Below are 25,634 nucleotides of genomic sequence, written 5' to 3'. Positions count from 1 at the left end.
CATTACCCCTGAAAACCGAAAAATGCCACAATATTGGCTGTTTATACAGTATTTCAGGTTTTCTCATGGCATTAACCGCCGCGCTTAAAGCGCAAATTGCCGCCTGGTATAAGGCGCTTCAGGAACAGATCCCCGACTTTATTCCCCGTGCGCCGCAGCGGCAGATGATTGCGGACGTCGCCAAAACGCTGGCCGGAGAAGAAGGGCGGCATCTGGCGATTGAAGCCCCTACCGGCGTTGGGAAAACGCTCTCCTATTTGATCCCCGGCATCGCCATTGCCCGCGAAGAGCAAAAAACGCTGGTGGTAAGTACCGCCAACGTGGCATTGCAGGATCAGATCTACAGCAAAGATTTACCGCTGCTGAAAAAGATCATTCCCGATCTTAAATTCACTGCCGCTTTTGGGCGTGGGCGCTACGTTTGCCCGCGTAATCTGACAGCGCTCGCCAGCACTGAGCCCACGCAACAGGATCTGCTGGCGTTTCTTGACGACGAACTGACGCCGAACAATCAGGAAGAGCAAAAACGTTGTGCGAAGCTGAAGGGCGATCTCGACACTTATAAATGGGATGGCCTGCGCGATCATACTGATATCGCTATAGATGATGATCTCTGGCGTCGTTTGAGTACCGACAAAGCCAGCTGCCTCAACCGCAACTGTTACTACTATCGCGAATGCCCGTTTTTTGTCGCTCGTCGGGAAATTCAGGAAGCGGAAGTGGTGGTGGCAAACCATGCGCTGGTGATGGCGGCGATGGAAAGCGAAGCGGTATTGCCTGACCCGAAAAATTTACTGCTGGTGCTGGACGAAGGTCATCACCTGCCGGATGTGGCGCGGGATGCGCTGGAGATGAGCGCCGAAATCACTGCGCCCTGGTACCGGCTCCAACTGGACCTGTTCACCAAACTGGTCGCCACCTGCATGGAGCAGTTTCGCCCGAAGACCATCCCACCGCTGGCGATCCCTGAACGTTTGAATGCGCATTGTGAAGAGCTGTATGAGCTTATCGCCTCGTTAAACAACATTCTCAATCTCTACATGCCTGCCGGGCAGGAGGCAGAGCACCGTTTTGCGATGGGCGAACTGCCTGATGAAGTGCTGGAGATCTGCCAGCGGCTGGCAAAACTCACCGAGATGCTGCGTGGTCTGGCGGAGTTATTTCTTAACGATTTAAGTGAGAAAACCGGCAGCCATGACATTGTACGCCTGCATCGGTTGATTTTGCAGATGAACCGCGCGTTGGGGATGTTCGAGGCGCAAAGCAAACTCTGGCGGCTGGCGTCTCTGGCGCAATCTTCCGGTGCGCCGGTGACCAAATGGGCGACGCGGGAAGAGCGCGAAGGGCAGCTACATCTGTGGTTTCACTGTGTGGGTATTCGTGTTAGCGACCAACTGGAAAGGCTGCTGTGGCGCAGTATTCCGCACATTATTGTTACCTCCGCAACCTTGCGTTCGCTGAACAGTTTTTCGCGTTTGCAGGAGATGAGTGGGCTGAAAGAGAAAGCGGGCGACCGTTTTGTGGCACTGGATTCCCCCTTTAACCACTGTGAACAGGGCAAAATTGTTATTCCCCGGATGCGCGTTGAGCCTTCCATCGACAACGAAGAGCAGCACATTGCTGAAATGGCGGCCTTTTTCCGTGAGCAGGTGGAGAGCAAAAAACATCTCGGTATGTTGGTGCTGTTTGCCAGCGGGCGTGCGATGCAGCGCTTTCTCGACTATGTGACGGATTTACGCCTGATGTTGCTGGTGCAGGGCGATCAGCCACGTTATCGCTTAGTTGAACTGCACCGCAAACGCGTTGCCAACGGTGAGCGTAGCGTGCTGGTGGGCTTACAGTCCTTTGCCGAAGGTCTTGATCTGAAAGGCGATCTGCTCAGCCAGGTGCATATCCACAAGATCGCTTTTCCGCCCATCGACAGCCCGGTGGTGATCACCGAAGGTGAATGGCTGAAAAGCCTCAACCGCTATCCGTTTGAGGTGCAAAGCCTGCCGAGCGCTTCGTTTAACCTGATTCAGCAGGTTGGGCGACTGATTCGAAGCCACGGTTGCTGGGGGGAAGTGGTTATCTACGACAAACGCTTGCTGACAAAAAATTATGGCAAGCGACTACTGGATGCATTACCGGTATTTCCGATAGAGCAACCGGAAGTCCCTGAAGGTATAGTTAAAAAGAAAGAAAAAACGAAATCCCCACGCCGTCGGCGGCGTTAATGATGTGAGTCAGGTAAGGAGTCGTAAATGGACTATCGCAAAATCATTAAAGAGATCGGGCGCGGGAAAAACCACGCGCGCGATTTAGACCGGGATACTGCGCGCGGTCTGTATGCCCATATGCTCAATAGTGAAGTCCCTGACCTTGAGTTGGGCGGCGTATTGATTGCGCTACGTATCAAAGGGGAAGGGGAAGCAGAGATGCTCGGCTTTTACGAAGCCATGCAAAATCACACCATCAAGCTGACGCCGCCTGCAGGCAAGCCGATGCCGATTGTCATCCCCAGTTACAACGGCGCGCGTAAACAGGCCAACCTGACGCCGTTGTTGGCGATTCTCCTGCACAAACTCGGTTTTCCCGTGGTGGTTCACGGGGTTAGCGAAGATCCAACCCGCGTGCTGACAGAAACCATTTTCGAACTGATGGGTATTACGCCAACGTTGCACGGCGGGCAGGCGCAGGCGAAGCTCGACGAACATCAACCGGTGTTTATGCCTGTCGGCGCGTTTTGCCCGCCGCTGGAAAAACAACTGGCGATGCGCTGGCGGATGGGCGTGCGTAACAGTGCACATACCCTGGCGAAACTGGCGACGCCATTTGCCGAAGGTGAGGCACTGCGTCTTTCCAGCGTTTCGCATCCGGAATACATTGGACGCGTCGCGAAGTTCTTTAGTGATATCGGCGGGCGGGCGCTACTAATGCATGGTACTGAAGGTGAAGTGTATGCTAATCCGCAGCGCTGCCCGCAGATCAATCTCATTGACCGTGAAGGGATGCGGGTACTGTATGAAAAACAGGACACTGCTGGTAGCGAGTTACTGCCACAAGCAAAAGATCCGGAAACCACGGCGCAGTGGATTGAGCGTTGCCTTGCTGGCAGCGAACCGATTCCCGAATCGCTGAAAATCCAGATGGCTTGCTGCCTGATGGCTACGGGTGAAGCGGCAACTATCAGCGACGGCCTGGCGCGCGTTAATCAGGCATTTTAATTTTTATCTCAGCCGGATGAGCCATGTCATCCGGCTTTTACCCCACCGCAATATGAAATTCCTGCATCTTTATTGACCTTCCCGCGCCCGGCGTGCAGCATAAAAAAACAACAAACACATAACATAAACAGGAGTTAACCATGGTAAGTGGTCATCGCTTTGATGCTCAGACGCTGCACAGTTTTATTCAGGCTGTATTTCGTCAGATGGGTAGTGAGGAACAAGAAGCGAAATTAGTCGCCGATCATTTAATCGCGGCAAACCTGGCAGGGCATGATTCACATGGTATTGGCATGATCCCAAGCTATGTGCGCTCCTGGAGTCAGGGGCATCTGCAAATTAACCATCATGCCAAAGTCGTTAAAGAAGCGGGGGCGGCGGTCACGCTCGATGGCGATCGCGCATTTGGTCAGGTCGCGGCACACGAAGCGATGGCGCTGGGGATTGAGAAAGCGCGTCAGCACGGCATTGCCGCCGTGGCGCTACATAACTCGCATCATATCGGTCGTATCGGTTACTGGGCAGAACAGTGCGCGGCGGCGGGGTTTGTCTCTATCCACTTTGTTAGCGTGGTCGGTATTCCAATGGTCGCGCCGTTCCACGGTCGCGACAGCCGCTTTGGCACCAATCCGTTCTGTGTGGTTTTCCCTCGTAAAGATAATTTCCCGCTGTTGCTCGATTACGCCACCAGCGCCATTGCATTTGGCAAAACCCGCGTCGCCTGGCATAAAGGCGTCCCCGTGCCGCCAGGTTGCCTGATTGACGTTAACGGCGTGCCGACGACAAATCCGGCGGTAATGCAGGAGTCGCCGTTGGGTTCGCTGTTGACCTTTGCCGAACATAAAGGCTACGCCCTTGCAGCGATGTGTGAAATTCTTGGCGGGGCGCTTTCTGGCGGTAAAACGACGCATCAGGAAACGTTACAAACCAGTCCTGATGCCATTCTTAACTGCATGACTACTATCATTATCAACCCGGAACTGTTCGGCGCGCCGGATTGTAGTGCACAGACCGAAGCCTTTGCCGAGTGGGTGAAAGCCTCGCCGCATGATGAAGATAAACCGATTTTGCTACCGGGCGAGTGGGAAGTGAACACGCGTCGCGAACGGCAGGAGCAGGGGATTCCACTGGATGCGGGAAGCTGGCAGGCCATTTGTGATGCAGCGCGGCAGATTGGTATGCCGGAAGAGACGTTGCAGGCTTTCTGTCAGCAGTTAGCCAGCTAAAAAAAGCCCGTCCAGTGGCGGACGGGCAAACAAGGGTAACATAGGATCAATGAGGGTTAGAGCATATGCGTCTGTCGGCAAACAGACAGGGAAATACTTGTGCTGAACGTAGCGTAAACGCCTGATCCAGCCAACGGTTCGGATTTTGTAGGTCTGATAAGACGCGGTAGCGTCGCATCAGGCATCTGTTGCCGGATGCGGCGTAAACGCCTTATCCGTCCTACGAATTACTTATAAATTACCGCAGTACCGCTTAATTTATTGTTGTTGGTGGCAGAAGTGATGCTGTATCCACTGGCACCGGCCGCCGCGGCTTTCTCAGCCAGTTTCGCTTCCAGGGCATCGAGGGTGGATGCGCCATCGGCAGAAACCACGCCGATTTTATTCATGTTCTGTGCCTGGGATGCCGTTACCGGTTCCGCCGCGAACACACCAAATGACAGAGTTGAAAGAGCCATAGCAGCAACAACAGTATTGATAGTTTTCATAATTAATCTCTCGCAGGTGATTTTTGTATAAGTGACGTTGTTTCGTCGATGTGATGAGTATCACGTTTTTTTACGAGAGATAAAATCGAAGAGAATTGACCGCCTTGTTCAAATAAATTGATTGATATCTAACATACTGATAAACCATTTATTTGTTGTATTTATGAATCCGTTTTGTACCGCGTGGTGCTCACGGCAGCGTTAAAGGCACGGAATGCCACGCAAAATACAAATTACACTCACTAAACATCCCGTCAGTTGCAGTTAACGTAACTGGCTGTCTTTCGAACCTCTGCGATTATATCCTGTATAAGCTGGTTTTTGTAAATCTTTCTCCTGTTGGCAATGAATGCATAAGCGCACGCCAGGAATGGCTTCCCGACGGGCCTGCGGGATAGGGGCACCGCACTCTTCACATTCATACAGGCTTTCGCCACGCGGAATTTCACCCCGAGCGCGGGCAATCGCATCTTCAATTGTACTGTTGATCTGTTCGTTGACGGCGTCATCATTAGCCCAACCGGATGCCATATCGTCCTCCCCATATCAATGCTTGTACAGTTAAGTGTAGCTAATATAGGGACGAACTCGGGCAGTTCAAGCGTCAGATCTCCGACCATTCCCGCAGCAGATTATGATAAAGATTGAGCAGCGACAGGATCTCTTCACTTTCGCCGTAGTGGCTTTTCAGCGACTGAATATTGTTGTCCAGTTCAAACAGCATGGCGCGCTTTTTATCATCGCGGATCATCGACTGGATCCACATAAATGATGCCACTCGCACGCCGCGGGTTACGGGTGTCACGCAATGCAGGCTGCTGGAGGGATACAACACCAGATCGCCTGCCGGGAGTTTTACCCGATGTTGCCCGAAGGTGTCATTAACGACCAGTTCGCCGCCGTCGTAGCTTTCTGGATCGCTTAAAAACAGCGTGGCAGAAAGGTCAGTGCGCATCCAGCCGTTTTGTGGATGGCTGCGTACTGCGCCATCCACATGAAAACCATAGGTTTCATTGTTCTGATAGCGATTAAACAGCGGCGTGGAAAGGGTACGCGGCAAGGCCGCGGCAAAGAACAAAGCATGTTGGTTAACCGCGTTCAGCACCTCATTTTGCAGGGCGGCGTACAGGGCGCTGCGGGTGTCTACTTGTTGATTGTTCTTAACTTGCGCACCTTGTGCGCCGGTGGTGACGCGCCCATCCACCCATTCGGCTTGTTCCAGGTGTTCGCGAAAACGGGCGACGTCCTGTGGCGATAACACGCCGGGAATGTGGTACATCATACAAGTTCTCCAAAAAGTGGGGCCTGCGCCCCACACCGATTTTTAACAGCAGGCAATGGTGCTCAGGTGCCGGATGCGGCGTGAACGCCTTATCCGGCCTACCAAATGATGTGAATTCAGTGTATTGCACAACCTTGTAGGCCTGATAAGCGCAGCGCATCAGGCAGTCCTGCTCTCGCCATCAACATTAGTGAGCCTTGCGCCCCACATCTGAATCAGAAATGCATATTAGCTGTGAGCAAGAAGGTTCTTGGCTCGCCCGGGTGATAACGGTAGCCGCTCTTATTGATTGAGGCGACGTAATCGGTATCAAACAGGTTGTAGACGTTTAGCTGGAAGTCGAGATTGCGATTAACCCGATACCCCAGTTTGGCGTCGGCGACCCAATAACCTTCGGTAAATGCTGGCGTCCCCACCGCGCCGTCTGAACCTTTATGCATACTGCCGATATACCGTGCGCCCGCACCAACAGAAATATCATCGGTTGCCTGATACTGGCTCCATAAGGTGAAGGCGTGTTCCGGGGTATACGGCAGCGATGAGGAACCATCCTGGGCAACATCTTTGCCGTTTTTGATAGTTGCTTTTTGCTGGGTATAGCCGCCAATCATCTGCCATGCGGGGGTGATATTCCCGGCCACGGATATCTCGTAGCCTTCGACACGTTTCTTACCATATTGCGAATAAGTCCCGTCATCATTTTGCTCAACTTCATTTTCAATATCAGTACGGAACAGCGCGGCGGTAAGTAGCAGGCGTTTATCCAGAACCTGCCATTTGGTGCCAATCTCGCTGGTGTTGGCTTTTTGTGGTTTAAAATCGGTGCGGTTGGCACTGTTACCGCTGCCAGACTGCGCAAGGGCGAAGTTGTTGCCGCCCGGCGGCTGCTGGGAAACGGCATAGTTAATATAGACATTGCCGTTTTCCGTCAGGTGATACAGCGCCCCGGCTTTCCAGTTCACCAGATTGCCCGACTTGGCGGTGTCGACGGTGGTGACCGGAGAACCTTTTGCCACGCCAGCAGGGCAGGTGATGGCACCGCGCCCGCTGCCGCCGCAGGCGGTAGCACTGTCATATTCAGTATGATAATTATCCAGACGGATCCCGCCGTTCAGCTCAAAATCACGGGTGATTTGCAGCGTATCGAAGGCATAAATTGCGAAGGTATCCGTCTGACCATTGGCGTTTGCGCCGTTGCGCGTCAGGCCGCCGGGATGAATGCTGCTGTCAGGATGATAAATATTTACCGCCGGTAACGTCACCGGATTAACGCCATAGTTAGTCTGTGTTTCGCGGGTAAATTCCACGCCGGTACTGAGATCATGACCGATAGCGCCGGTATAGAACGTCGAGGTCAGGTTGGTCTGGTTGGTGAGAATTTTGTTACTCACATCTTTGGTATTCGCCGTGCGTGACCACGTCCAGCTATTCACATCGCTGGTGGGCTGGGTAATATTCGACGCTCCACCCATAATCGCCGTCATCAGGTAATCCTGCTTTACGCGCGACCAACGCGTAGTGTTGCGAATGGTGGTGTTATCGTTGATGTCGTGCTCAAAACGCATGGTAGCGGTGTCGGTGGTCGAATCGTCGTAATCGGAATCTGTGCCGTAAAAGTTATGAGTATCAACTTTTCCGGAATGATTCAGGGCTGCTGTTCCCGCAGATGGGGCAGAATAACCCGGTAAACCGATGGTCGGAATGCCGCCGTCTGGCGTGTTGTGCTGGGTGACATGCAGATAATTAAGATACAAACGATTCGCTGTACCAAGGCCAAAAACGACAGAAGGGGCGACGCCGTAACGCTCATTTTTGACTTTGTCGCGTCCGGCATCGTGCGTTTTTTCGCCCATTACATTCAGGCGCACCGCAGTGGTATCACCAATGACCTGATTGACGTCCAGCGTGCCGCGGCGGAACCAGGCGCTGCCAATACTGGCGGAGGCGTCAATGCCGGAATCATTGCGCGGCTGTTTGCTGATCATATTGATCGAGCCTGTCGGTGCGCTGCGCCCGTAGTCGGTGCCGGACGGCCCTTTAATTACTTCGACCTGCTCGGTATTGAAGGTGTCGCGCGAGACGCTGCCGATATCGCGAATGCCATCGATATAAATACTGTTAGAGGTATCGGCACCGCGCATATAAATGGCGTCGCCAGTGGTGGAGTTACCGTTCTCACCCGCAAAAAACGCACCCACGCCGGGGACGTTTTTGAGCGCGTCGGTAAGGTTGGTTGCACCCTGATCTTTAATCACTTGTTCAGAAATCACCGTCATCGTGCGGGTAGTATCCGCTACCGGACGCGAGAATTTCGGATCGGCAGATTGTTGTGGCGCATAAAGCGAAGGCGTTGATGCTTCGACAACCAGCGTGTCATCCGCGTTAGCTTGCCCTTCGGCAGCGAGTGCCTGTGCCACAGGCGTAATACCAATACAAAGACCGGCAAAGAACGTGAGCGAATGAAATTGTCTGGCAGGGAAATTGCGATTGTTTTCCATTTTGCAGGTGACTTTTTCTTATATGGTGAAATTTTCACTGTCACGAGAAAGCATCTCTGCGGATGCGATGCCACTGTTAATCCCGTGATAGCGTACGTGCAAGTGATAATAATTTTGATAAGCATTATCACTTGGCGCGATTTTCTATCACCCATTGCGCGAAAAAGAAATACATTTATTTACATTGCGTTCATATTTGATGTTTTTTGCTTACAAATCGGACGAAAACTGCATCCAGAGACGAATGCAGTTACGTTGGTGGGGTTATTTGTAGATGATTGCAGTACCGAACATCTGGTCATTTCCGCCTGCGGAATTAATGACATAACCTTTCGCGCCTTGTTCGCGCGCTTTTTCTGCCAGTTTATCCTCCAGATCGCTTAGGTTTGATGCGCCAGTTGCCGAAACGGTACCGGCGGGCCGTAGTTGACCTCTGTCCAGGTTACTCATCGGTTGCGCGGCATAAGCCGTGAGAGAGATTCCGCTCAGGACGGTGGCAATCAGTAGTGTGAGGCACTTTTTCATAATGACATCCTCATAAATACAACGGGTAGTGCCAGATAAGTGTAGGTCGCCTGCGCGATGAAAATGACGTAAAAAATTGACAGAGATGTGCTTATTTTTTGAACGATATATTTTTACAAAATAAGACAAATCAATGACATGCATGATGATGATTTTTATGGTGAATTGCCATAAACCATAGCCATGTGAAGGTTTTTAGAAATGATAAACGCAGCCAGATATTTACCCTGTCGCGTTATGCGGGTATCTTACGCCGCTGCTTAAAGGAGAATGCTATGTCCGCCCAGAAACCGGGGTTGCATCCGCGCAACCGTCATCACAGCCGCTACGATCTCGCCACGCTTTGTCAGGTCAATCCTGAACTCAGGCAATTCCTCACGCTTACACCCGCCGGGGAGCAAAGCGTAGACTTTGCCAATCCGCTGGCGGTGAAGGCGCTCAATAAGGCGTTGCTGGCCCATTTTTACGCCGTAGCGAACTGGGATATCCCGGACGGTTTTCTCTGCCCACCAGTACCGGGCCGGGCGGATTATATTCATCACCTTGCCGATTTACTGGCCGAAGCAAGCGGAACAATTCCAGCTAATGCCAGCATTCTGGATATCGGCGTTGGTGCGAACTGTATTTATCCGCTGATTGGCGTACATGAATATGGCTGGCGTTTTACCGGTAGTGAAACCAGCAGCCAGGCGTTAAGCAGTGCGCAGGCAATCATCAGTGCTAATCCGGGGCTTAACCGCGCCATTCGTCTGCGTCGGCAAAAAGAGAGTGGGGCGATTTTTAACGGCATCATCCATAAAAACGAGCAATACGATGCGACCTTGTGTAACCCGCCATTCCACAATTCCGCCACTGCGGCACGGGCAGGTAGTGAACGTAAACGCCGTAACCTGGGGCTGAACAAAGACGATGCACTGAACTTTGGTGGTCAGCAACAGGAGTTGTGGTGTGAAGGCGGTGAAGTCGCCTTTATTAAAAAGATGATTGAAGAGAGCAAAGGCTTCGCGAAGCAGGTGATGTGGTTTACCTCGCTGGTATCTCGTGGTGAAAACTTACCGCCGTTGTATCGTGCTTTGACGGACGTAGGTGCGGTGAAGGTGGTAAAAAAAGAGATGGCCCAGGGGCAAAAGCAGAGCCGCTTTATAGCCTGGACCTTTATGAACGACGAGCAGCGCCGCCGTTTTGTCAATCGCCAGCGTTAAAGCGTTGGCTCCCCCGGCGGCAACGGTTCAGCCGGGGCCGCGCCCGGAGCTGGCAGCACCTGATAAGTCTGTACCGGCGCGCGAACACCCGCCAGGTCGAAATGTTTTTTCACCTGGCTGTCGAGGGCAAAGCGGACCGTCCACTGTTTGAGTGGCAGCGTGGTGAACGAAACACGCAGTGTAAACGCGGTATTGCTTAAGCCGACAATCCCGGCAAAGTTCGGTTCACCAATAACCAGCCCGCGAATTTCTTCGTTTTCCATCAATTCTGCTACCGCATCTTTCAGTGCCTGATTGGCTTTATCAGCATCTTCATGGCGATCAACATCGTAGTTTGCCACTACCGAACCAATACCGCGGACGAAGTTAGCAAAGGTGGTTATCGAAGACCACGGAATGATGTGATACGCCCCGGTATCCTGGCGCACGCCCACGGAGCGAATCGACATCCGTTCCACAGTGCCGGTCAACGGCCCGATAGTCACCAAATCTCCAGTGTTCATGCCGTTTTCAAACTGAATAAATACTCCGGTAATAATATCTTTCACCAGCGTTTGCGAACCAAACGAGATAGCCAGACCTAATGCCCCGGCACCTGCCAGCAATGGCGCGATATTGACGCCGATTTCCGACAACACAATCATGATGGTGATGGTACTGATAATCACCGCCAGCGCGTTACGGAACAGCGTCAGCAGGGTTCGCGTACGGGCGCTGGGTAGCGGGCGGCCATGAATATCCGAAGCCAGCCGGTTTTCTATCAAACTGGCGAGCACCGTCCAGCCAACCGCCGAGAAGAAAAGAATGAGTGCGATACGGATCAGGATATCTACGGTTTTCTGCCCCGCTCCGTTTTGCAGCCAGTTCCAGAAATCGAACAATCCCCATGCGCTCAACAGCAGCATTACCGCCACGCAGACTGTCAGAATACGCGCTGTTTTCAGTGCCGCCGAAAGCCATCCATTCAGCCGTTTTTGCAGCTCGGGATAGTTACGCTGAGTATGTGGCGAGAGGGTGATGGTTTTCGCCAACCAGCGGGAAAACATACCGGAAACAAATGCTGCGATACCAATAATCGCCAGGCTGCGCACCGTTGCACCCATCATAAATTTCAGGCTGTTGCCCGGATCGAACAACGAAAAGAAAAACAGCACGATAAAATAGGCGCTTGCCAGCCAGTGCCACACCAGCGCAAAGGCGCGGATAAACAGGCTGAAAAAGGCCAGCGAATGCTCCGCAAAGTTGAGCAAATGCTGGGTGATCTCTTTTTTATTACGAAAAATCAGGTACAACGCCCAGACGGTCATGCACAGCATAATGATGACGTTCGCCAGTGCACCTATCTGTACATTCACCTGATTAGAGATAATCGGCACAGCCACAATCAGACCATAGCCAATCAGGCTGCTTAACCAGCTCAGGCGACGACTCCAGTAACGGGCGGTCTCGTCATGAATCGTGAACGGGCGCAGTTCAGCCACGTTTGGGCAAAAAATCAGGCGTAGTACGGCTTTGAAAAATTCAATCAGGGCAAAGGCGTTGAGAAACAAACTTTGTTGGAAAGCGATGGTGCGACTGCCCGCATTCAGGTTGTCGCTTAAAACCTGACCGACAAATAATGTCAGTGCCAGTAACAGCAGGTCGATAATAAACGCCCCGATAATCATCGCCGGAAGCTGCAACCAGTTACTGCGCTCACGATTTTTTTGCCGCGCCCACTGGCCCATTTTGCGATACAGCGGAAGTGCGCACAGGCGAATCAGCCAGTAAAAACCAAACACTAATACCGCTAACATTGAAAAATGGGTCAACGCATTGCTGAAGGTTTGTGGATTAAACGGCTTATGCGGGGAGCCGGTGATATTGCGATAAAGTTGTCCGAAGCGGGCGGAAAGGGCTTCACCATAATGGCGGCTGACTTCGGTGACTTTTTGCAGCACGGTTTGCTCTTCAACCAGCGTCGGCGGCACGATCTTCGGTACGGGTTCCGCAGGGGGCGTCGCGGCGACGGTGCGCAACTGGTCGATCAACTCTTTACGCGAGGTGTCATTATCCAGCACATCCGCCAGTGCGCCATAGGCCGCTTTTTTTTGTTCGATATCCGATTCCGGGGCCGGTTCAGTCGTTGAGTCCGTTGTCGTTGTGGTTGTAACGCCGGGTATGGATACCGCGTGGGCAGGTGCGCCCAACAGGCAGAAGAGGATGAACAGGATCCACCGCATGACTCCTCCAGTGAGAAAACAGAGCAAAAAGATAAGTATAGATGCTGGAGGCTGGGCGATTTTAAATGAGAGGAATCTGGTGTGCCTCCCTTTCGGGGGAAAGGGAGGCAGAGAAGTTAAGAGACGTGCTGCAAAAATTCCTGCAAGCGCTGGCTCGGCGGGTTCTTGATCAACACCTGCGGATCGCCATCTTCTGCAATCCGGCCTTTGTCGATAAAGATCAGGCGCGAAGCTACTTTCTCGGCAAAACCGATTTCGTGGGTCACGATCACCATCGTCATCCCTTCTTCAGCCAGATCCTGCATAACCTTCAGCACTTCATGGCGCAGTTCCGGGTCAAGAGCGGAAGTCGGTTCATCAAACAGCATCATTTTCGGCTTCACCGCCAGCGCGCGGGCAATCGCCACACGCTGCTGTTGACCACCAGAAAGTTCGGAAGGGTAGTGATGTGCACGCTCTGCCAGACCGACTTTCGCCAGCAGCTCACGCGCCAGTTTTTCCGCCTCTTCTTTGTTCGCGCCACGCACGCGTAGCGGGCCAAACATGACGTTTTCCAGCGCCGTCAGATGCGGGAAGAGGTAAAACTGCTGGAACACCATACCCGCTTCCTGGCGAATCAGGCGCTCATCAACTTTCGGATCGTTAACCTTCAGGCCATCGACAATCAGATCGCCGGAGGTGATTTCTTCCAGTTTGTTGATGCAGCGCAGCAGGGTCGATTTACCGGAACCGGACGGCCCGATAATCACCACGACTTCGCCCTGAGCAATGTTCAAATCGATATTGTGCAGCACCTGGGTTGGACCAAAATGCTTGGAGACGTTTTTAAATTCAATCACAGGATTTTCATCCTTCTTTCCAGACGACGCAGAATAAAGCTCAGCACCAGGGTAATAATCAGATAGAACACCGCCACGGCGCTCCAGATCTCAAGGGCGCGGAAGTTACCGGCAATAATTTCTTGCCCCTGACGGGTCAGTTCCGCCACGCCGATAACAATAAACAGCGAAGTGTCTTTAATGCTGATGATCCACTGGTTACCCAGCGGCGGCAGCATACGACGCAGTGCCAGCGGTAAAATGACGTAGCGAATGGTTTCCCAACGTGAAAGACCGAGCGCCAGTCCTGCTTCACGAAAACCTTTGTGAATAGACAGCACCGCACCACGCGTGATTTCCGCAATGTACGCGCCGGAGTTGATCATGATGGTGACCACCGCCGCAGTAAACGGGTCGATGCGTAAATCGTTAAACGCCATCGGCAGGGCGAAATAGATAAACATCACCTGGACGACGATAGGTGTGCCGCGGATCACTTCAATAAAGACCAGCGCGACGTGGTTGGCTATCCAACCACCGAAGGTGCGTGCAAAACCTGCCAACAATCCGATCACCAGACCGCCAGCCAGACCGAGGACCGAAATCCACAGGGTCATTTTGGCACCTTCAATCAGAAGCGGAATGGCAGGCCAGATGGCACTCCAGTCAAACTGCATATGTTGTTCCTGTTACCGTGGTGTAAATAATCAAATTCAGGGTAATTAATGGCCCCGGAGCGGGTTTGCGCCCTTCACCCTAATCCTCTCCCCGGCGGGGAGAGGGAACTGCCAGTGCGCTTTACAGGCGCAGCGTTATTATTTCGGTTCAGTACCGAACCATTTTTTGTAGATTTCGTTGTAAGTTCCGTTCTCGCGCAGGGTTTTCAACGCGCCGTTGACTTTGTCACGCAGCTCGTCGCTACCTTTCGGGAACGCAATACCGTATTGCTGTGCTTCCAGAGAGTCACCTACCGCTTTGAACTGACCGTTACCGGCGGTTTTGATGAAGTACAGAATGTTTGGCGTATCGTGCAGAACGGCGTCTGCGCGGTTGGTGCCCAGTTCCATATAGGCGTTATCGATGTTCGGGAACTGACGCAGATCTTTAGTTTTGATGTTTGCTTTCGCGTAATCAACGGAGCCAGTTCCGCTCTTCACAGCAACCACTTTCCCGTCGAGATCTTTCACGCTTTTCACATCGTTATTGTTAGCTTTCACCATCACTAACAGGCCGCTTTTGTAGTAGCCGTCAGAGAAATCGATCGCTTTTTTACGCTCGTCGGTGATGGTAATGCCCGCCAGCGCCAGATCGACGTTTTTGGTTTGCAGTGCCGGAATGATCCCACTGAAATCCATCGGCTTCAGTTCGTAATCCAGCTTCAGTTCTTTAGCGATGGCAGCCCACAGATCAACGTCAAAGCCCACGTATTTATCGCCCTGTTTAAATTCAAACGGAACGAAGGCAGTATCCGTCGCGACAACTAATTTTTTATCCGCGGCATGAGAAGAAACCGCAAAAGCCAGGGTCAGTGCAGCCAGTGAAACTTTTAATACAGACTTCATAGCATTTCCTTTTTTCTATCCACGGGACGATCCCCTGCGTGACATTCACATATATGAAAAAATCGTGCCAGTTTTGCAACTCATTGATTTTTCGAGATGCGGCAAAAACGTGATGCACGATTTATAGGGCAATACCCTGAAGATGCACCATTCTGGGGCACCAAACTGGTGCGCTAAAATTGTGCACTCAACACAGTGATTATTTAGCGTAAAACATGATGAAAAAACAATCTTTATGTAACGATTGTGTGATGATGTGGATACAAAAAATTTACTTAACCAGCTGGGGATAGCAGATGGATGCACTAAATAAGTGCGTTGAGGCGGGCTACAAAACAAAACGGCCTCCTGTCAGGAAGCCGCTTTTATCGTGTACTAAAGTTCTGCACCATCAGCGATGGATTTATTCGATGTTAGACTCGATAAACCACAGGAATTTATCCAGGTCGCGAGACGCGGCGGTCAGGATATCTGCGGTGTCGTCATCTTTCGCTTCGTCAATCGCTTTGCGTACGTCATTAGCGACGATTGCGTAACGGTCAGCCAGCTCTTTCAGGTGATCCTGAACGTTGTGGATGTCCAGCGGGTAACTTTTCAGCGGAGTTTTGCTGTTGATAACTTGAGTGGTCCCCAGAGCTACACCGCCCAGCTGCACTGCACGTTCTGCCATGGTATCCAGATGATCGATCAGTGCAGTGCGGAAGCCATCCAGCATTTCATGTACGGCAATGAAGTTAGCGCCGCGCATGTTCCAGTGCGCTTGTTTGGTAATCAAAGAAAGATCAATAAACTGGATAACCTGGCGATTCAGCAACTCTACTGTTGCTTTTTTCTCGCTGTCAGAGACATCGTTGCGGGTATAAAGCAGATTGGTCGCTTTTGATTTAACTAATTTAGCGGTACTCATAATTTCATATCCTCTTGATGTTATGTCCCAGTAATTAACGAGACTAAGTATAGCACCAGCTATGTGTTCCGCTATTCTGGCTGTTCCTATCACACTAATAGTGGTAACAAGCGTGAAAAAACAAAACCAATAAAAAACTCAATGAGTTAGATATATTAATAAGAACAATTCTTATTTATTTGCTCGCCAGGAATTTTCGGAATAAATATGCTTTTGCATAATTCGATATATAAAGACGGCGTAGAGGAAAAGTAGCGAGAAAATCTGCATGGTTATGCATAACCATGCAGAAATGTAAATTTAATTTATGTCTAATTCTTTTATTTTGCTCTCTTTGCGTACTGTCAGCGTAGAACCCATTGAAGCGGCGATGATAGCGCCGAGCGCCAGCAGCTGTATGGGTGTCAGTGTTTCTCCGAGGAAAATCATCCCGGAAACGGCAGCCAGCGCAGGTTCCATGCTCATTAGCGTACCAAATGTGCGTGTTGGCAAACGGGTGAGGGCAATCATTTCCAGCGAATAAGGCAGAGCGGTCGAGAGAATAGCGACAGCCAGACCCAATGGAATAACCGACCAGTGCCAGAGTGCTTCACCAGCCTGAAGCGCTCCAATTGGCACGAAAATTAACGCTGCAATCAACGAACCAATTGCCACCGTCGCAGGGCCATGTTCCGCTCCTGCGCGTTGCCCACTTAAAATGTAAATAGCCCAACAAGCCCCGGCCCCCAGTGCCAGCGCACAGCCGGTTAAATCGACATGGGAAACGTCTTGCCCCAGCGGTAGCAGGAACCACAGACCAAGAACCGCCAGCACAACCCAGACGAAATCTACCGGGCGACGAGAAGAGAACAGTGCCACCGCCAGTGGTCCGGTGAACTCCAGCGCCACCGCAATACCCAGCGGTACCGTCTGAATAGAAAGATAAAAAAGATAATTCATTCCACCCAGCGAAACGCCGTAAAACAACAGCGGTAATCGTTGCTCTTTGGCAAAGCGCAGTCGCCATGGCTTAAAGAACGCGATGAGGATCAGCGTGCCTAATGCCAGACGCAGCGCAGTGACCCCCGGTGCGCCCACCAGAGGAAAAAGTGACTTAGCTAACGAGGCTCCACCCTGAATAGACGCCATGGCAACGAGCAATATGACTATTGGTAACCAGACCGGCATTTTACGTAATGAACCAGGCATCCTTTCTCCCACAAATATCTAAACCTAAGTAAAGCGTGGAGTGTACTGGATATACCCAATGCTGGTTGAGCATTTGTTGAAAAAATTTTCCCCCGTTTTGACTAAAATGCGCCAGGATTGATGGAATCATTAGTCTGGTGATTAGGAATAATCTGGATGAATGACAGGGAAAACATGCGTAATACTTACGCAGTTCTCTGAAAAAGTGATTTAAATTTAGATGGATAGCGGTGTATGGAAACGTTCTGTTACATGAAATGGCCCGTTAGACATCATAAATCGCGAAGAGTTTCCCATTAATTTTTGATATATTTAAAACTTAGGACTTATTTGAATCACATTTGAGGTGGTTATGAAAAAAATTGCATGTCTTTCAGCACTGGCCGCAGTTCTGGCTTTCACCGCAGGTACTTCCGTAGCTGCGACTTCTACCGTAACTGGCGGTTACGCACAAAGCGACGCTCAGGGCCAAATGAACAAAATGGGCGGTTTCAACCTGAAATACCGCTATGAAGAAGACAACAGCCCGCTGGGTGTGATCGGTTCTTTCACTTACACCGAGAAAAGCCGTACTGCAAGCTCTGGTGACTACAACAAAAACCAGTACTACGGCATCACTGCTGGTCCGGCTTACCGCATTAACGACTGGGCAAGCATCTACGGTGTAGTGGGTGTGGGTTATGGTAAATTCCAGACCACTGAATACCCGACCTACAAACACGACACCAGCGACTACGGTTTCTCCTACGGTGCTGGTTTGCAGTTCAACCCGATGGAAAACGTTGCTCTGGACTTCTCTTACGAGCAGAGCCGTATTCGTAGCGTTGACGTAGGCACCTGGATTGCCGGTGTTGGTTACCGCTTCTAATCACTTCGGTGATATAAAAAATCCGCCTCTCGGGGCGGATTTTTTTGTTTTAAGGTTTCGGGTCGAAAATATCGGTTCCGAGATGGTTGTAATCCACCTTCTGTAACTGGAAGTTGGTGATGTATATCGGCCCGGCTTTCTTCTCAGATATAAACGGGTATTTGATATTTATTTCCTTCGCTTTAATTCCCGTCCACTGCGAGAAAAAGCCTAAGAAGTCATTGGCCGAGCGGCGGGCTTTAATCACCCGATGCGCTTTATCGTCGCTGGAAATGACCATAAAAGGCACCTGGAAATTTTGCTGATACTTATCATCATGGGCAAGGTATTGCACGTCTTTGCCGCGCTCTTTAAAGGCCAGACCGTGGTCGGAAAAGTAAACCAGCGAGAAGCTGCTGCCGCTGTTGCGTAACTGATCGTACAGCTTGCGCAGTAAATCGTCTGTTTGCGTCATGGTATAGAGATAGCACGACGTTTCTTTCGATTGCACAAAGGTTTCGTATTTGCCTTGTGTCCGGTCGCAGGCCTGCGGATGCGAGCCCATCAGATGTAGAACAATCAGCTGCGGTTGCGAGTGCTCTTGCGCCAGCACTTGAGCGGTCATATCCAGTAACGCTTCGTCTTTCGTGTTTTTATCTGCTTCAAAATTACCTTCTTTCAGGAAGTACACTTCATCTGCTCGTTTGGCGATGCTGGCGATGGCGGTATCGTATTCGCCGATTTGACCCTGGTTGGAAAACCACCAGGTCTGGAAGCCCGCGCGATTTGCCAGGGTGACAAAGTTATCCTGAAACTGTGGTTTGCCATCGACAACGCGATTGAGCGTTAAGCCAAGCGATTTCTGCGTGGAGCCACTGGCGGCAATGTAGTCAGCAAATATCAAACCGTTAACGCTGCTGGCAAACGGGGTATTGTCCCAGTGACCGCCAAAGGCACCGAGGGCATCGCGACGCGCGCTTTCTCCGATCACCACCACATAGGTCTGATACTTCGGCTTAACGGCAGTGACCGTCCAGGTATCTTTCATTCCGGAAAGTTTTGCCATCCGTTCTTGCTCTTCAATCACCTCGTTATTATTGACGATGACATCCTTAGCAAAACGAAATACCGGATAGCCAGTATCTTTCAGTTTAAATACGCCGCCCCAGGCCAGGTTTTGCACGGGAGCAACAAAAAATGTCGCCACACTGAATACCAGGCACAGGCTGTCGAAGGTATTCCAGCGCGCTTTTTCACTCTCTTTTTTTCGCCTGATTGCTATTACGCCGAGCGCAAAAATAAATATGCCGACCAGGTAGCTGTACCACGGAAAAATCGTCAGGATTTCGGTCGACTCTTCCATATTGGTGGAGTGCAATGCCAGCAATGTATTGAAGTTAGGCGCGCCGTAGGCCTGAGCAAAAGGGAAATAACAAGCCGCCACCAGCGAACTGATACCGACCAGAACTTTTTGTACGCGAGGCAATGTTCGCCATAGCAAAAGCAAAATAGCCGTAAACGCAGCGGTGTAGAGCAAACTGAAGGGGTAACCTAAGCCGAGGTTAATTAATAGCGACTGTAAAAAGTAGAACGCAGTCCACGGGCTAAATACCCGGCTACGGGTAACAAGCGATTCTTTGAGGGTTAAATTCATATGCCACTATCGTAACAAACGCCATGTGCTTACCCTGGCGTCAAGGGTCAATACCTGCAAGAGTGCGTGAAGAGGGGAAAGGGGTCCGCATCCGCGAGCCGCAATATACGCAGGGCTGCAAGAAGATAGAGCGAGCTGCTGTTCAGGTCAACTACCGACGAACAAATCTTTTGCGAAGGGGATTGCAAATCCGACAAAAAGTGGGGTTTTTCAGACCAAAACGCGTTGTGCCTGCATAAAAGCAGGAGTGAAGCGGCGTACCGCGACGCCGCTATTTATCGGAAGGTTTATCCTGCTGCGGTTTGTTGTTGACCATATCGCACAACATAGAGAGCAGCATTAACCGTACTTTAAAGGGAGAATGACTAAACACGCGCATACACCTCTTGAACTCATTCATAAGACCTCCTGACTTGCTAATCCCATCGATCCTTGAGGAATGATTGCATTACATACAGATATAGCACAGGCTATATTATATAGCTATTGCTAAAACGTTAATTTTTTGTACCTTCGCAACTCTGGTTTACAATGTGCGCACGAAATGAGAACGCTATGTATGCGTCACCATAATGAGGAAGCACAATGAGTCGTCGCGCAGGTACGCCAACAGCAAAAAAAGTGACGCAGTTAGTGAACGTGGAAGAGCACGTTGAAGGGTTCCGCCAGGTCAGAGAGGCGCATCGGCGCGAGCTGATTGATGATTACGTTGAGCTGATTTCTGACTTGATCAGGGAAGTGGGGGAAGCTCGTCAGGTGGACATGGCTGCTCGTCTGGGGGTTTCGCAACCGACGGTGGCTAAAATGCTTAAGCGACTGGCAACCATGGGGCTGATTGAAATGATCCCCTGGCGTGGCGTGTTTTTAACGGCAGAAGGAGAGAAGCTGGCGCAGGAAAGCCGCGAGCGACATCAGATAGTCGAAAATTTCTTGTTGGTGTTGGGCGTCAGTCCGGAAATCGCCCGTCGCGACGCGGAAGGTATGGAGCACCATGTTAGTGAAGAGACGCTGGATGCCTTTCGTTTGTTTACCCAGAAACACGGTGCCAAATGAGCCTGCCTTTTTTACGCACGCTGCAAGGCGATCGTTTTTTTCAGTTATTAATTCTTGTTGGCATCGGATTAAGTTTTTTCGTTCCCTTTGCACCGAAATCCTGGCCTGCTGCTATCGACTGGCACACCATCATCACCTTAAGCGGCCTGATGCTGCTGACCAAAGGTGTCGAGTTAAGCGGTTATTTTGATGTGCTGGGGCGCAAAATGGTGCGCCGTTTTGCTACGGAGCGTCGGCTGGCGATGTTTATGGTACTGGCGGCAGCGCTGCTTTCTACCTTTCTGACCAACGATGTCGCACTGTTTATAGTTGTTCCGCTGACTATCACGCTAAAAAGACTGTGTGAGATTCCGGTTAATCGGCTGATTATTTTTGAGGCGCTGGCAGTCAACGCTGGTTCGCTACTGACGCCAATTGGCAACCCGCAAAATATTCTTATCTGGGGACGTTCTGGTCTTTCGTTTGCCGGATTTATTGCCCAAATGGCACCGCTGGCTGGCGCAATGATGCTGACACTCCTGCTGTTGTGCTGGTGTTGTTTCCCTGGAAAGGCGCTGCAATACCATACGGGGGTGCAAACGCCGGAGTGGAAACCGCGGCTGGTGTGGAGTTGTCTGGGGCTGTATATCGTCTTTCTGACGGCGCTGGAGTTAAAACAAGAGCTGTGGGGACTGGTGATTGTGGCGGCGGGCTTTGCGCTGCTGGCGCGTCGTGTGGTGCTCAGTGTGGACTGGACGCTGCTGCTGGTGTTTATGGCGATGTTTATCGACGTCCATTTACTAACCCAACTGCCAGTTTTGCAGGGGGTGTTAAGTAACGTGAGTCATTTATCCGAACCCGGATTATGGTTAACGGCGATCGGTTTATCGCAGGTGATCAGTAACGTGCCGAGTACCATTTTGCTGCTCAATTATGTGCCACCGTCTTTATTACTGGCATGGGCGGTAAACGTGGGGGGCTTTGGTTTATTACCCGGATCGCTGGCAAATTTGATTGCGTTACGGATGGCGAACGATCGCCGTATCTGGTGGCGTTTTCATCTTTATTCGATACCGATGCTGTTGTGGGCGGCGCTGGTGGGATATGTTTTGTTGGTTATGATCCCGGCGGGATAAGGTCTGGCAAATTAAAAAGGCGGATTATGAGTCCGCCTTTGTTTTACGTTTTGACGATTAATTCAGACGAACCGGCATCCCGGAACGATTTTTGATCGCTTCATCAAGAACAACCTGGTCAACATCTGGCTGACCGGTCACTGTCTGCACGCTCTTCGTCAGGGTAATTGGCACAATTTCCTGACCTTCAAACTGGGCTTCGGTGGTAGACAGCGGGTTATGGACTTCAATGTAACGGCTGCCGTCTGGTTCGGTAGTCGCTTTCACCGGCTCATCAATAAACTGCACGCGAGTACCGACAGGCACTTTCTCGAACAGGAATTTAATGTCTTCGTTACGCAGACGCACACAGCCATGACTTACACGCAGGCCGATACCGAAGTTGGCGTTGGTGCCATGGATAGCGTACAGGCGACCGATGTAGAGTGCATACAGACCCATCGGGTTATCCGGACCTGCTGGAACGACAGCCGGAAGCGGTTCGCCCGCAGCGCGGTACTCTGCGTGCATTTTGGCGGTCGGCGTCCAGGTCGGGCCTGCTTTTTTACGCTCAACTTTGGTGGTCCAGTTGATAGGCGTGTCTTTGCCTAACTGACCAATGCCGATCGGCAGCACGATAACGGTGTTGGTTCCTTTCGGATAGTAATACAGACGCATCTCTGCACTGTTAATGACGATGCCTTCATGAACGGTATCCGGCAGGATCAGCTGCTGCGGAATGTTCAGTACAGTACCGCCTTTCGGCAGGAAGGTATCCACACCCGGGTTCGCTTCCATCATATTGGAAAGTCCCATCTGGTACTCGGCGGCAAAATACTCCAGCGGCTGAGTGTTACCTTCAGGAATGGTGATCACCTGATTCTGACCAACCAGGCGACTCCCGTCGGTTGGCAGAGGATAAGTTACCGCAGAGGCGGTACTGCAAAAGCCGACAACAGCGAAGGCCGCTGCGAATAATGTTTTCAATTTCATATTCATGTTAAGCGAGATTTTGTGCCTGGCAGGCCATTGGGTTGAGAATATTAGAGTATTGGAAGCGCATTATAAGTTCATTCCAGCTCACAGTGAAATCAGATGTGTACGAAATCACATTTTTTGCCTTTGGCTTGAGTGTAGACCTTAAGCGAGGAGCAGGATCTTCTTTCAGATTTATGGCATAATGCGCGGTTTGTCATATCTCTTTTCAGGATACGCCTGTGTTAGTTTCCAGTAACGTCACCATGCAGTTCGGCAGTAAGCCGTTGTTTGAAAACATTTCCGTCAAATTTGGCGGCGGCAACCGTTACGGCCTGATTGGCGCGAACGGTAGTGGTAAATCCACCTTTATGAAGATCCTCGGCGGCGACTTAGAGCCGACGTTGGGTAACGTTTCCCTCGATCCCAACGAGCGCATTGGTAAGCTGCGTCAGGATCAGTTTGCCTTTGAAGAGTTCACTGTGCTGGATACGGTGATCATGGGGCATAAAGAGTTGTGGGAAGTGAAGCAGGAACGTGACCGCATCTATGCTTTGCCGGAAATGAGTGAAGAAGACGGCTATAAAGTGGCCGATCTGGAAGTGAAATACGGCGAAATGGACGGTTACTCTGCGGAAGCTCGCGCTGGTGAACTGTTGCTTGGCGTGGGAATTCCAGTGGAACAGCACTACGGCCCGATGAGTGAAGTTGCTCCTGGCTGGAAGCTGCGTGTGCTGCTGGCGCAGGCGCTGTTTGCTGATCCGGACATTCTCCTGCTCGACGAACCGACCAACAACCTCGACATCGACACCATTCGCTGGCTGGAACAGGTGCTGAACGAGCGTGACAGCACCATGATCATCATCTCGCACGACCGTCACTTCCTTAACATGGTTTGTACCCACATGGCGGATCTGGATTACGGCGAGCTGCGCGTTTATCCGGGCAACTACGATGAGTACATGACGGCGGCGACTCAGGCGCGTGAACGTCTGCTGGCTGATAACGCCAAGAAGAAAGCGCAGATTGCTGAGTTGCAATCTTTCGTTAGCCGCTTTAGCGCCAACGCCTCGAAATCTCGCCAGGCAACTTCGCGCGCGCGCCAGATTGATAAAATCAAACTGGAAGAGGTGAAAGCCTCCAGCCGTCAGAACCCGTTCATCCGTTTTGAACAGGATAAGAAACTGTTCCGTAACGCGCTGGAAGTGGAAGGTCTGACTAAAGGGTTTGATAACGGTCCACTGTTTAAAAATCTCAACCTGCTGCTGGAAGTGGGTGAAAAACTGGCGGTACTGGGTACCAACGGCGTCGGTAAATCAACGCTGCTGAAAACGCTGGTGGGCGATCTGCAACCGGACAGCGGCACCGTAAAATGGTCTGAGAACGCGCGCATTGGTTACTACGCCCAGGACCATGAATATGAGTTCGAAAATGATCTGACCGTGTTCGAATGGATGAGCCAGTGGAAGCAGGAAGGCGATGACGAGCAGGCGGTACGCAGCATTCTCGGTCGTTTGCTGTTCAGCCAGGACGACATCAAAAAGCCTGCGAAAGTGCTTTCCGGTGGGGAAAAAGGGCGGATGCTGTTTGGTAAGTTAATGATGCAGAAGCCGAACATTCTGATCATGGACGAACCGACCAACCACCTGGATATGGAATCCATTGAGTCGCTGAACATGGCGCTGGAACTGTATCAGGGCACGCTGATCTTTGTTTCTCACGACCGTGAGTTTGTAAGCTCCCTGGCGACCCGTATTCTGGAAATCACCCCGGAACGCGTGATCGACTTTAGCGGTAATTACGAAGATTACCTGCGTAGTAAAGGGATCGAGTAAGTTATTATCAGTAGCCCTGATATGGTCAGGGCTACTGAAACTGATGACAAACGCAAGATTGCCTGGTGCGCTACGCTTATCAGACCTGGCAGTGTATCGCAATATATTGAATTTTCATGATTTTGTATGCCAAATAAGGCGGTCACGCCGTATCCGGCATAATGACATGCACTTTCTCAATAAACTGAATTGGCGATAATCAAAGATTAAACGGCGGTTTATTTTCCAGCACCGCCTGAATCACATTCAGCGTGCCTTCATGATTATTATCATCGGTAGCGTAACGGGCGATTTGTTTAATGTTTTCCGCAGCATTGCTCATCGCAAAGGAATAACGCGCCATTTTCAGCATCTCCGCATCGTTACCGCTGTCGCCAATCGCTACCACATTTTGCGGTGACAGATCCCAGCGTTTCAGTAACCGCGAAATACCGTTTGCTTTATGTAGACCGGGAATAATCAAGTCGATAAAGCTAAAACCACTGGTGACGGGTTTCATAATGCCATCCAGCGCTATGTGCAGTTTGTCGATCACTAACGGGATTTGTTCATCCGGCAGGTTGAGCGAAAACTTGAACAGTACGTCGTCAATCTCCTGATAATCTTTTACAGGTTTCAGGCGATGGTAGTGTTTTGCCATCAGTGCGACGAATGCTTCGGGGGCATTTTCGCTGACATATGCACTTTGCAGACCGCAGGCGACAAAATTGAGTTGCTTATCTTTTAGCAACTCGCCAATAACAATCCGCGATTCATGTCGGGTCAGTTCGCCGTGGAACAACTGCTTGCCATGTTCGTAAACCAGTGCGCCGTTTTCCGCGACAAAAGAGATCTCATCCTTTAGCTCAGGAAAGAACGAAATAAGCTGGTAATACTGATTACCGCTGGCGACAACGAACTCAATGCCGCGCTTTTTCAGTTCCTGATATTGCGCCATAAAACGTGGTTGGTTGTACGTTTTGGCGTCGTTAAGAAAAGTACCGTCCATGTCTGTGACGATAACTTTTACGCTCATAGGTGTGCTCCTGGCTCGAAAATGAAACCGTAACAGT

Annotated in this window: 25 protein-coding genes; 10 read left to right on the top strand and 15 right to left on the bottom strand. The window is 51.0% G+C overall.

Annotation, left to right across the window (positions count from 1 at the left end; all coding sequences use genetic code 11):
• The first annotated feature begins 65 nt into the window (after positions 1-65).
• The 4 genes from dinG to ybiE all read left to right on the top strand — a co-directional run bounded on the left by dinG (position 66) and on the right by ybiE (position 4,557).
• Positions 66-2,216: an ATP-dependent DNA helicase DinG gene (gene dinG, locus HBM92_RS16530; RefSeq protein WP_001218658.1), complete on the top strand. Its 2,151-nt coding sequence runs from the start codon at positions 66-68 to the stop codon at positions 2,214-2,216.
• Positions 2,217-2,243: 27 nt separating this feature from the next.
• On the top strand, positions 2,244-3,206 hold the full coding sequence (gene ybiB / locus HBM92_RS16525; RefSeq protein ID WP_000386565.1) for a DNA-binding protein YbiB: 963 nt from the start codon (positions 2,244-2,246) through the stop codon (positions 3,204-3,206).
• 140 nt (positions 3,207-3,346) lie between these two features.
• Positions 3,347-4,432 carry a hydroxycarboxylate dehydrogenase HcXB gene (gene hcxB, locus HBM92_RS16520; RefSeq protein WP_000253506.1) on the top strand — a complete coding sequence of 362 codons (1,086 nt, stop codon included), beginning with the start codon at positions 3,347-3,349 and terminating at the stop codon, positions 4,430-4,432.
• Positions 4,433-4,497: 65 nt separating this feature from the next.
• The gene (gene ybiE, locus HBM92_RS25455; RefSeq protein WP_212734104.1) at positions 4,498-4,557 is read left to right on the top strand and encodes a hypothetical protein; all 60 of its coding nucleotides are present in this window, start codon (positions 4,498-4,500) and stop codon (positions 4,555-4,557) included.
• 102 nt (positions 4,558-4,659) lie between these two features.
• On the opposite strand, the gene ybiJ is transcribed toward ybiE, so the two are convergent.
• The 5 genes from ybiJ to mcbA form a co-directional block, all read right to left on the bottom strand.
• Positions 4,660-4,920 (bottom strand): DUF1471 family protein YbiJ, encoded by a 261-nt coding sequence (ybiJ, locus tag HBM92_RS16515; RefSeq protein ID WP_000849301.1) that lies wholly within the window; start codon positions 4,918-4,920, stop codon positions 4,660-4,662.
• 264 nt (positions 4,921-5,184) lie between these two features.
• On the bottom strand, positions 5,185-5,451 hold the full coding sequence (gene ybiI / locus HBM92_RS16510) for a C4-type zinc finger protein YbiI (RefSeq protein WP_000146357.1): 267 nt from the start codon (positions 5,449-5,451) through the stop codon (positions 5,185-5,187).
• A gap of 73 nt (positions 5,452-5,524) precedes the next feature.
• Complete coding sequence (gene ybiX / locus HBM92_RS16505; protein ID WP_000990158.1) at positions 5,525-6,202, bottom strand: PKHD-type hydroxylase YbiX; 678 nt, start codon at positions 6,200-6,202, stop codon at positions 5,525-5,527.
• A gap of 215 nt (positions 6,203-6,417) precedes the next feature.
• Positions 6,418-8,700, bottom strand: a complete 2,283-nt coding sequence (locus HBM92_RS16500; protein ID WP_000430015.1) for a catecholate siderophore receptor Fiu — start codon at positions 8,698-8,700, stop codon at positions 6,418-6,420.
• A 264-nt stretch (positions 8,701-8,964) separates the two neighbouring features.
• Positions 8,965-9,225, bottom strand: a complete 261-nt coding sequence (gene mcbA, locus HBM92_RS16495; protein ID WP_001327784.1) for a DUF1471 family periplasmic protein McbA — start codon at positions 9,223-9,225, stop codon at positions 8,965-8,967.
• Positions 9,226-9,500: 275 nt separating this feature from the next.
• Between mcbA and rlmF the strand changes: the two genes are divergently transcribed.
• Positions 9,501-10,427: a 23S rRNA (adenine(1618)-N(6))-methyltransferase RlmF gene (gene rlmF / locus HBM92_RS16490; protein ID WP_001304786.1), complete on the top strand. Its 927-nt coding sequence runs from the start codon at positions 9,501-9,503 to the stop codon at positions 10,425-10,427.
• On the opposite strand, the gene ybiO is transcribed toward rlmF, so the two are convergent.
• The 6 genes from ybiO to rhtA form a co-directional block, all read right to left on the bottom strand.
• Positions 10,424-12,649: a mechanosensitive channel protein gene (gene ybiO, locus HBM92_RS16485; protein ID WP_001267270.1), complete on the bottom strand. Its 2,226-nt coding sequence runs from the start codon at positions 12,647-12,649 to the stop codon at positions 10,424-10,426. The two genes, rlmF and ybiO, sit on opposite strands and share 4 nt — an antisense overlap.
• A gap of 116 nt (positions 12,650-12,765) precedes the next feature.
• Positions 12,766-13,488, bottom strand: a complete 723-nt coding sequence (gene glnQ / locus HBM92_RS16480; RefSeq protein WP_000569080.1) for a glutamine ABC transporter ATP-binding protein GlnQ — start codon at positions 13,486-13,488, stop codon at positions 12,766-12,768.
• A complete protein-coding gene (gene glnP, locus HBM92_RS16475) occupies positions 13,485-14,144 on the bottom strand; it encodes a glutamine ABC transporter permease GlnP (RefSeq protein WP_001159065.1) in 660 nt (219 codons plus the stop codon). The genes glnQ and glnP overlap by 4 nt, the downstream gene beginning before the upstream one ends.
• A gap of 138 nt (positions 14,145-14,282) precedes the next feature.
• Positions 14,283-15,029 (bottom strand): glutamine ABC transporter substrate-binding protein GlnH, encoded by a 747-nt coding sequence (glnH, locus tag HBM92_RS16470; protein WP_000843866.1) that lies wholly within the window; start codon positions 15,027-15,029, stop codon positions 14,283-14,285.
• A gap of 403 nt (positions 15,030-15,432) precedes the next feature.
• Entirely contained in the window at positions 15,433-15,936 is a 504-nt protein-coding gene (dps, locus tag HBM92_RS16465; RefSeq protein WP_000100799.1) for a DNA starvation/stationary phase protection protein Dps, read from the bottom strand.
• A 300-nt stretch (positions 15,937-16,236) separates the two neighbouring features.
• Positions 16,237-17,124, bottom strand: coding sequence for a threonine/homoserine exporter RhtA (gene rhtA / locus HBM92_RS16460; RefSeq protein ID WP_001295297.1), 888 nt, complete (start codon positions 17,122-17,124; stop codon positions 16,237-16,239).
• A 234-nt stretch (positions 17,125-17,358) separates the two neighbouring features.
• Here rhtA and HBM92_RS16455 point away from each other — a divergent pair, with 234 nt between their 5' ends.
• Complete coding sequence (locus HBM92_RS16455; protein ID WP_120795379.1) at positions 17,359-17,424, top strand: protein YliM; 66 nt, start codon at positions 17,359-17,361, stop codon at positions 17,422-17,424.
• Between the two features lie 52 nt (positions 17,425-17,476).
• Complete coding sequence (gene ompX / locus HBM92_RS16450) at positions 17,477-17,992, top strand: outer membrane protein OmpX (protein WP_001295296.1); 516 nt, start codon at positions 17,477-17,479, stop codon at positions 17,990-17,992.
• A 49-nt stretch (positions 17,993-18,041) separates the two neighbouring features.
• Here the strand turns inward: ompX and opgE are convergent, their stop codons facing one another.
• Together opgE and mntS are read right to left on the bottom strand one after the other, a co-directional pair.
• Positions 18,042-19,625 (bottom strand): phosphoethanolamine transferase, encoded by a 1,584-nt coding sequence (opgE, locus tag HBM92_RS16445; RefSeq protein ID WP_001054655.1) that lies wholly within the window; start codon positions 19,623-19,625, stop codon positions 18,042-18,044.
• Positions 19,626-19,896: 271 nt separating this feature from the next.
• Positions 19,897-20,025 (bottom strand): manganase accumulation protein MntS, encoded by a 129-nt coding sequence (gene mntS / locus HBM92_RS16440; protein ID WP_001001761.1) that lies wholly within the window; start codon positions 20,023-20,025, stop codon positions 19,897-19,899.
• A 185-nt stretch (positions 20,026-20,210) separates the two neighbouring features.
• Here mntS and mntR point away from each other — a divergent pair, with 185 nt between their 5' ends.
• Together mntR and HBM92_RS16430 are read left to right on the top strand one after the other, a co-directional pair.
• On the top strand, positions 20,211-20,678 hold the full coding sequence (gene mntR, locus HBM92_RS16435; RefSeq protein ID WP_000091016.1) for a manganese-binding transcriptional regulator MntR: 468 nt from the start codon (positions 20,211-20,213) through the stop codon (positions 20,676-20,678).
• Positions 20,675-21,793 carry an anion transporter gene (locus HBM92_RS16430; RefSeq protein ID WP_000056450.1) on the top strand — a complete coding sequence of 373 codons (1,119 nt, stop codon included), beginning with the start codon at positions 20,675-20,677 and terminating at the stop codon, positions 21,791-21,793. The genes mntR and HBM92_RS16430 overlap by 4 nt, the downstream gene beginning before the upstream one ends.
• A gap of 57 nt (positions 21,794-21,850) precedes the next feature.
• On the opposite strand, the gene ldtB is transcribed toward HBM92_RS16430, so the two are convergent.
• Complete coding sequence (gene ldtB, locus HBM92_RS16425) at positions 21,851-22,771, bottom strand: L,D-transpeptidase (RefSeq protein WP_001056384.1); 921 nt, start codon at positions 22,769-22,771, stop codon at positions 21,851-21,853.
• A gap of 218 nt (positions 22,772-22,989) precedes the next feature.
• Here ldtB and HBM92_RS16420 point away from each other — a divergent pair, with 218 nt between their 5' ends.
• Entirely contained in the window at positions 22,990-24,582 is a 1,593-nt protein-coding gene (locus HBM92_RS16420) for an ABC-F family ATPase (RefSeq protein ID WP_000961458.1), read from the top strand.
• Between the two features lie 199 nt (positions 24,583-24,781).
• Here HBM92_RS16420 and ybiV read toward each other — a convergent pair whose 3' ends face one another.
• The gene (gene ybiV / locus HBM92_RS16415; protein WP_000114254.1) at positions 24,782-25,597 is read right to left on the bottom strand and encodes a sugar-phosphatase YbiV; all 816 of its coding nucleotides are present in this window, start codon (positions 25,595-25,597) and stop codon (positions 24,782-24,784) included.
• Positions 25,598-25,634: the final 37 nt, after the last annotated feature.

This window comes from Escherichia sp. E.sYA108 (genome assembly GCF_011754335.1).
Lineage (GTDB): Bacteria > Pseudomonadota > Gammaproteobacteria > Enterobacterales > Enterobacteriaceae > Escherichia > Escherichia coli.
This window is presented reverse-complemented; position numbering and strand designations above follow the sequence as displayed.

Bases quoted from the DNA above. Each gene is read 5' to 3' on its own strand.
- dinG (WP_001218658.1), top strand. From the start codon at position 66: ATGGCATTAACCGCCGCGCTTAAAGCGCAAATTGCCGCCTGGTATAAG.
- ybiB (WP_000386565.1), top strand. From the start codon at position 2,244: ATGGACTATCGCAAAATCATTAAAGAGATCGGGCGCGGGAAAAACCAC.
- hcxB (WP_000253506.1), top strand. From the start codon at position 3,347: ATGGTAAGTGGTCATCGCTTTGATGCTCAGACGCTGCACAGTTTTATT.
- ybiJ (WP_000849301.1), bottom strand. From the start codon at position 4,920: ATGAAAACTATCAATACTGTTGTTGCTGCTATGGCTCTTTCAACTCTG.
- ybiI (WP_000146357.1), bottom strand. From the start codon at position 5,451: ATGGCATCCGGTTGGGCTAATGATGACGCCGTCAACGAACAGATCAAC.
- ybiX (WP_000990158.1), bottom strand. From the start codon at position 6,202: ATGATGTACCACATTCCCGGCGTGTTATCGCCACAGGACGTCGCCCGT.
- HBM92_RS16500 (WP_000430015.1), bottom strand. From the start codon at position 8,700: ATGGAAAACAATCGCAATTTCCCTGCCAGACAATTTCATTCGCTCACG.
- mcbA (WP_001327784.1), bottom strand. From the start codon at position 9,225: ATGAAAAAGTGCCTCACACTACTGATTGCCACCGTCCTGAGCGGAATC.
- rlmF (WP_001304786.1), top strand. From the start codon at position 9,501: ATGTCCGCCCAGAAACCGGGGTTGCATCCGCGCAACCGTCATCACAGC.
- ybiO (WP_001267270.1), bottom strand. From the start codon at position 12,649: ATGCGGTGGATCCTGTTCATCCTCTTCTGCCTGTTGGGCGCACCTGCC.
- glnP (WP_001159065.1), bottom strand. From the start codon at position 14,144: ATGCAGTTTGACTGGAGTGCCATCTGGCCTGCCATTCCGCTTCTGATT.
- glnH (WP_000843866.1), bottom strand. From the start codon at position 15,029: ATGAAGTCTGTATTAAAAGTTTCACTGGCTGCACTGACCCTGGCTTTT.
- dps (WP_000100799.1), bottom strand. From the start codon at position 15,936: ATGAGTACCGCTAAATTAGTTAAATCAAAAGCGACCAATCTGCTTTAT.
- rhtA (WP_001295297.1), bottom strand. From the start codon at position 17,124: ATGCCTGGTTCATTACGTAAAATGCCGGTCTGGTTACCAATAGTCATA.
- ompX (WP_001295296.1), top strand. From the start codon at position 17,477: ATGAAAAAAATTGCATGTCTTTCAGCACTGGCCGCAGTTCTGGCTTTC.
- opgE (WP_001054655.1), bottom strand. From the start codon at position 19,625: ATGAATTTAACCCTCAAAGAATCGCTTGTTACCCGTAGCCGGGTATTT.
- mntS (WP_001001761.1), bottom strand. From the start codon at position 20,025: ATGAATGAGTTCAAGAGGTGTATGCGCGTGTTTAGTCATTCTCCCTTT.
- mntR (WP_000091016.1), top strand. From the start codon at position 20,211: ATGAGTCGTCGCGCAGGTACGCCAACAGCAAAAAAAGTGACGCAGTTA.
- HBM92_RS16430 (WP_000056450.1), top strand. From the start codon at position 20,675: ATGAGCCTGCCTTTTTTACGCACGCTGCAAGGCGATCGTTTTTTTCAG.
- ldtB (WP_001056384.1), bottom strand. From the start codon at position 22,771: ATGAATATGAAATTGAAAACATTATTCGCAGCGGCCTTCGCTGTTGTC.
- ybiV (WP_000114254.1), bottom strand. From the start codon at position 25,597: ATGAGCGTAAAAGTTATCGTCACAGACATGGACGGTACTTTTCTTAAC.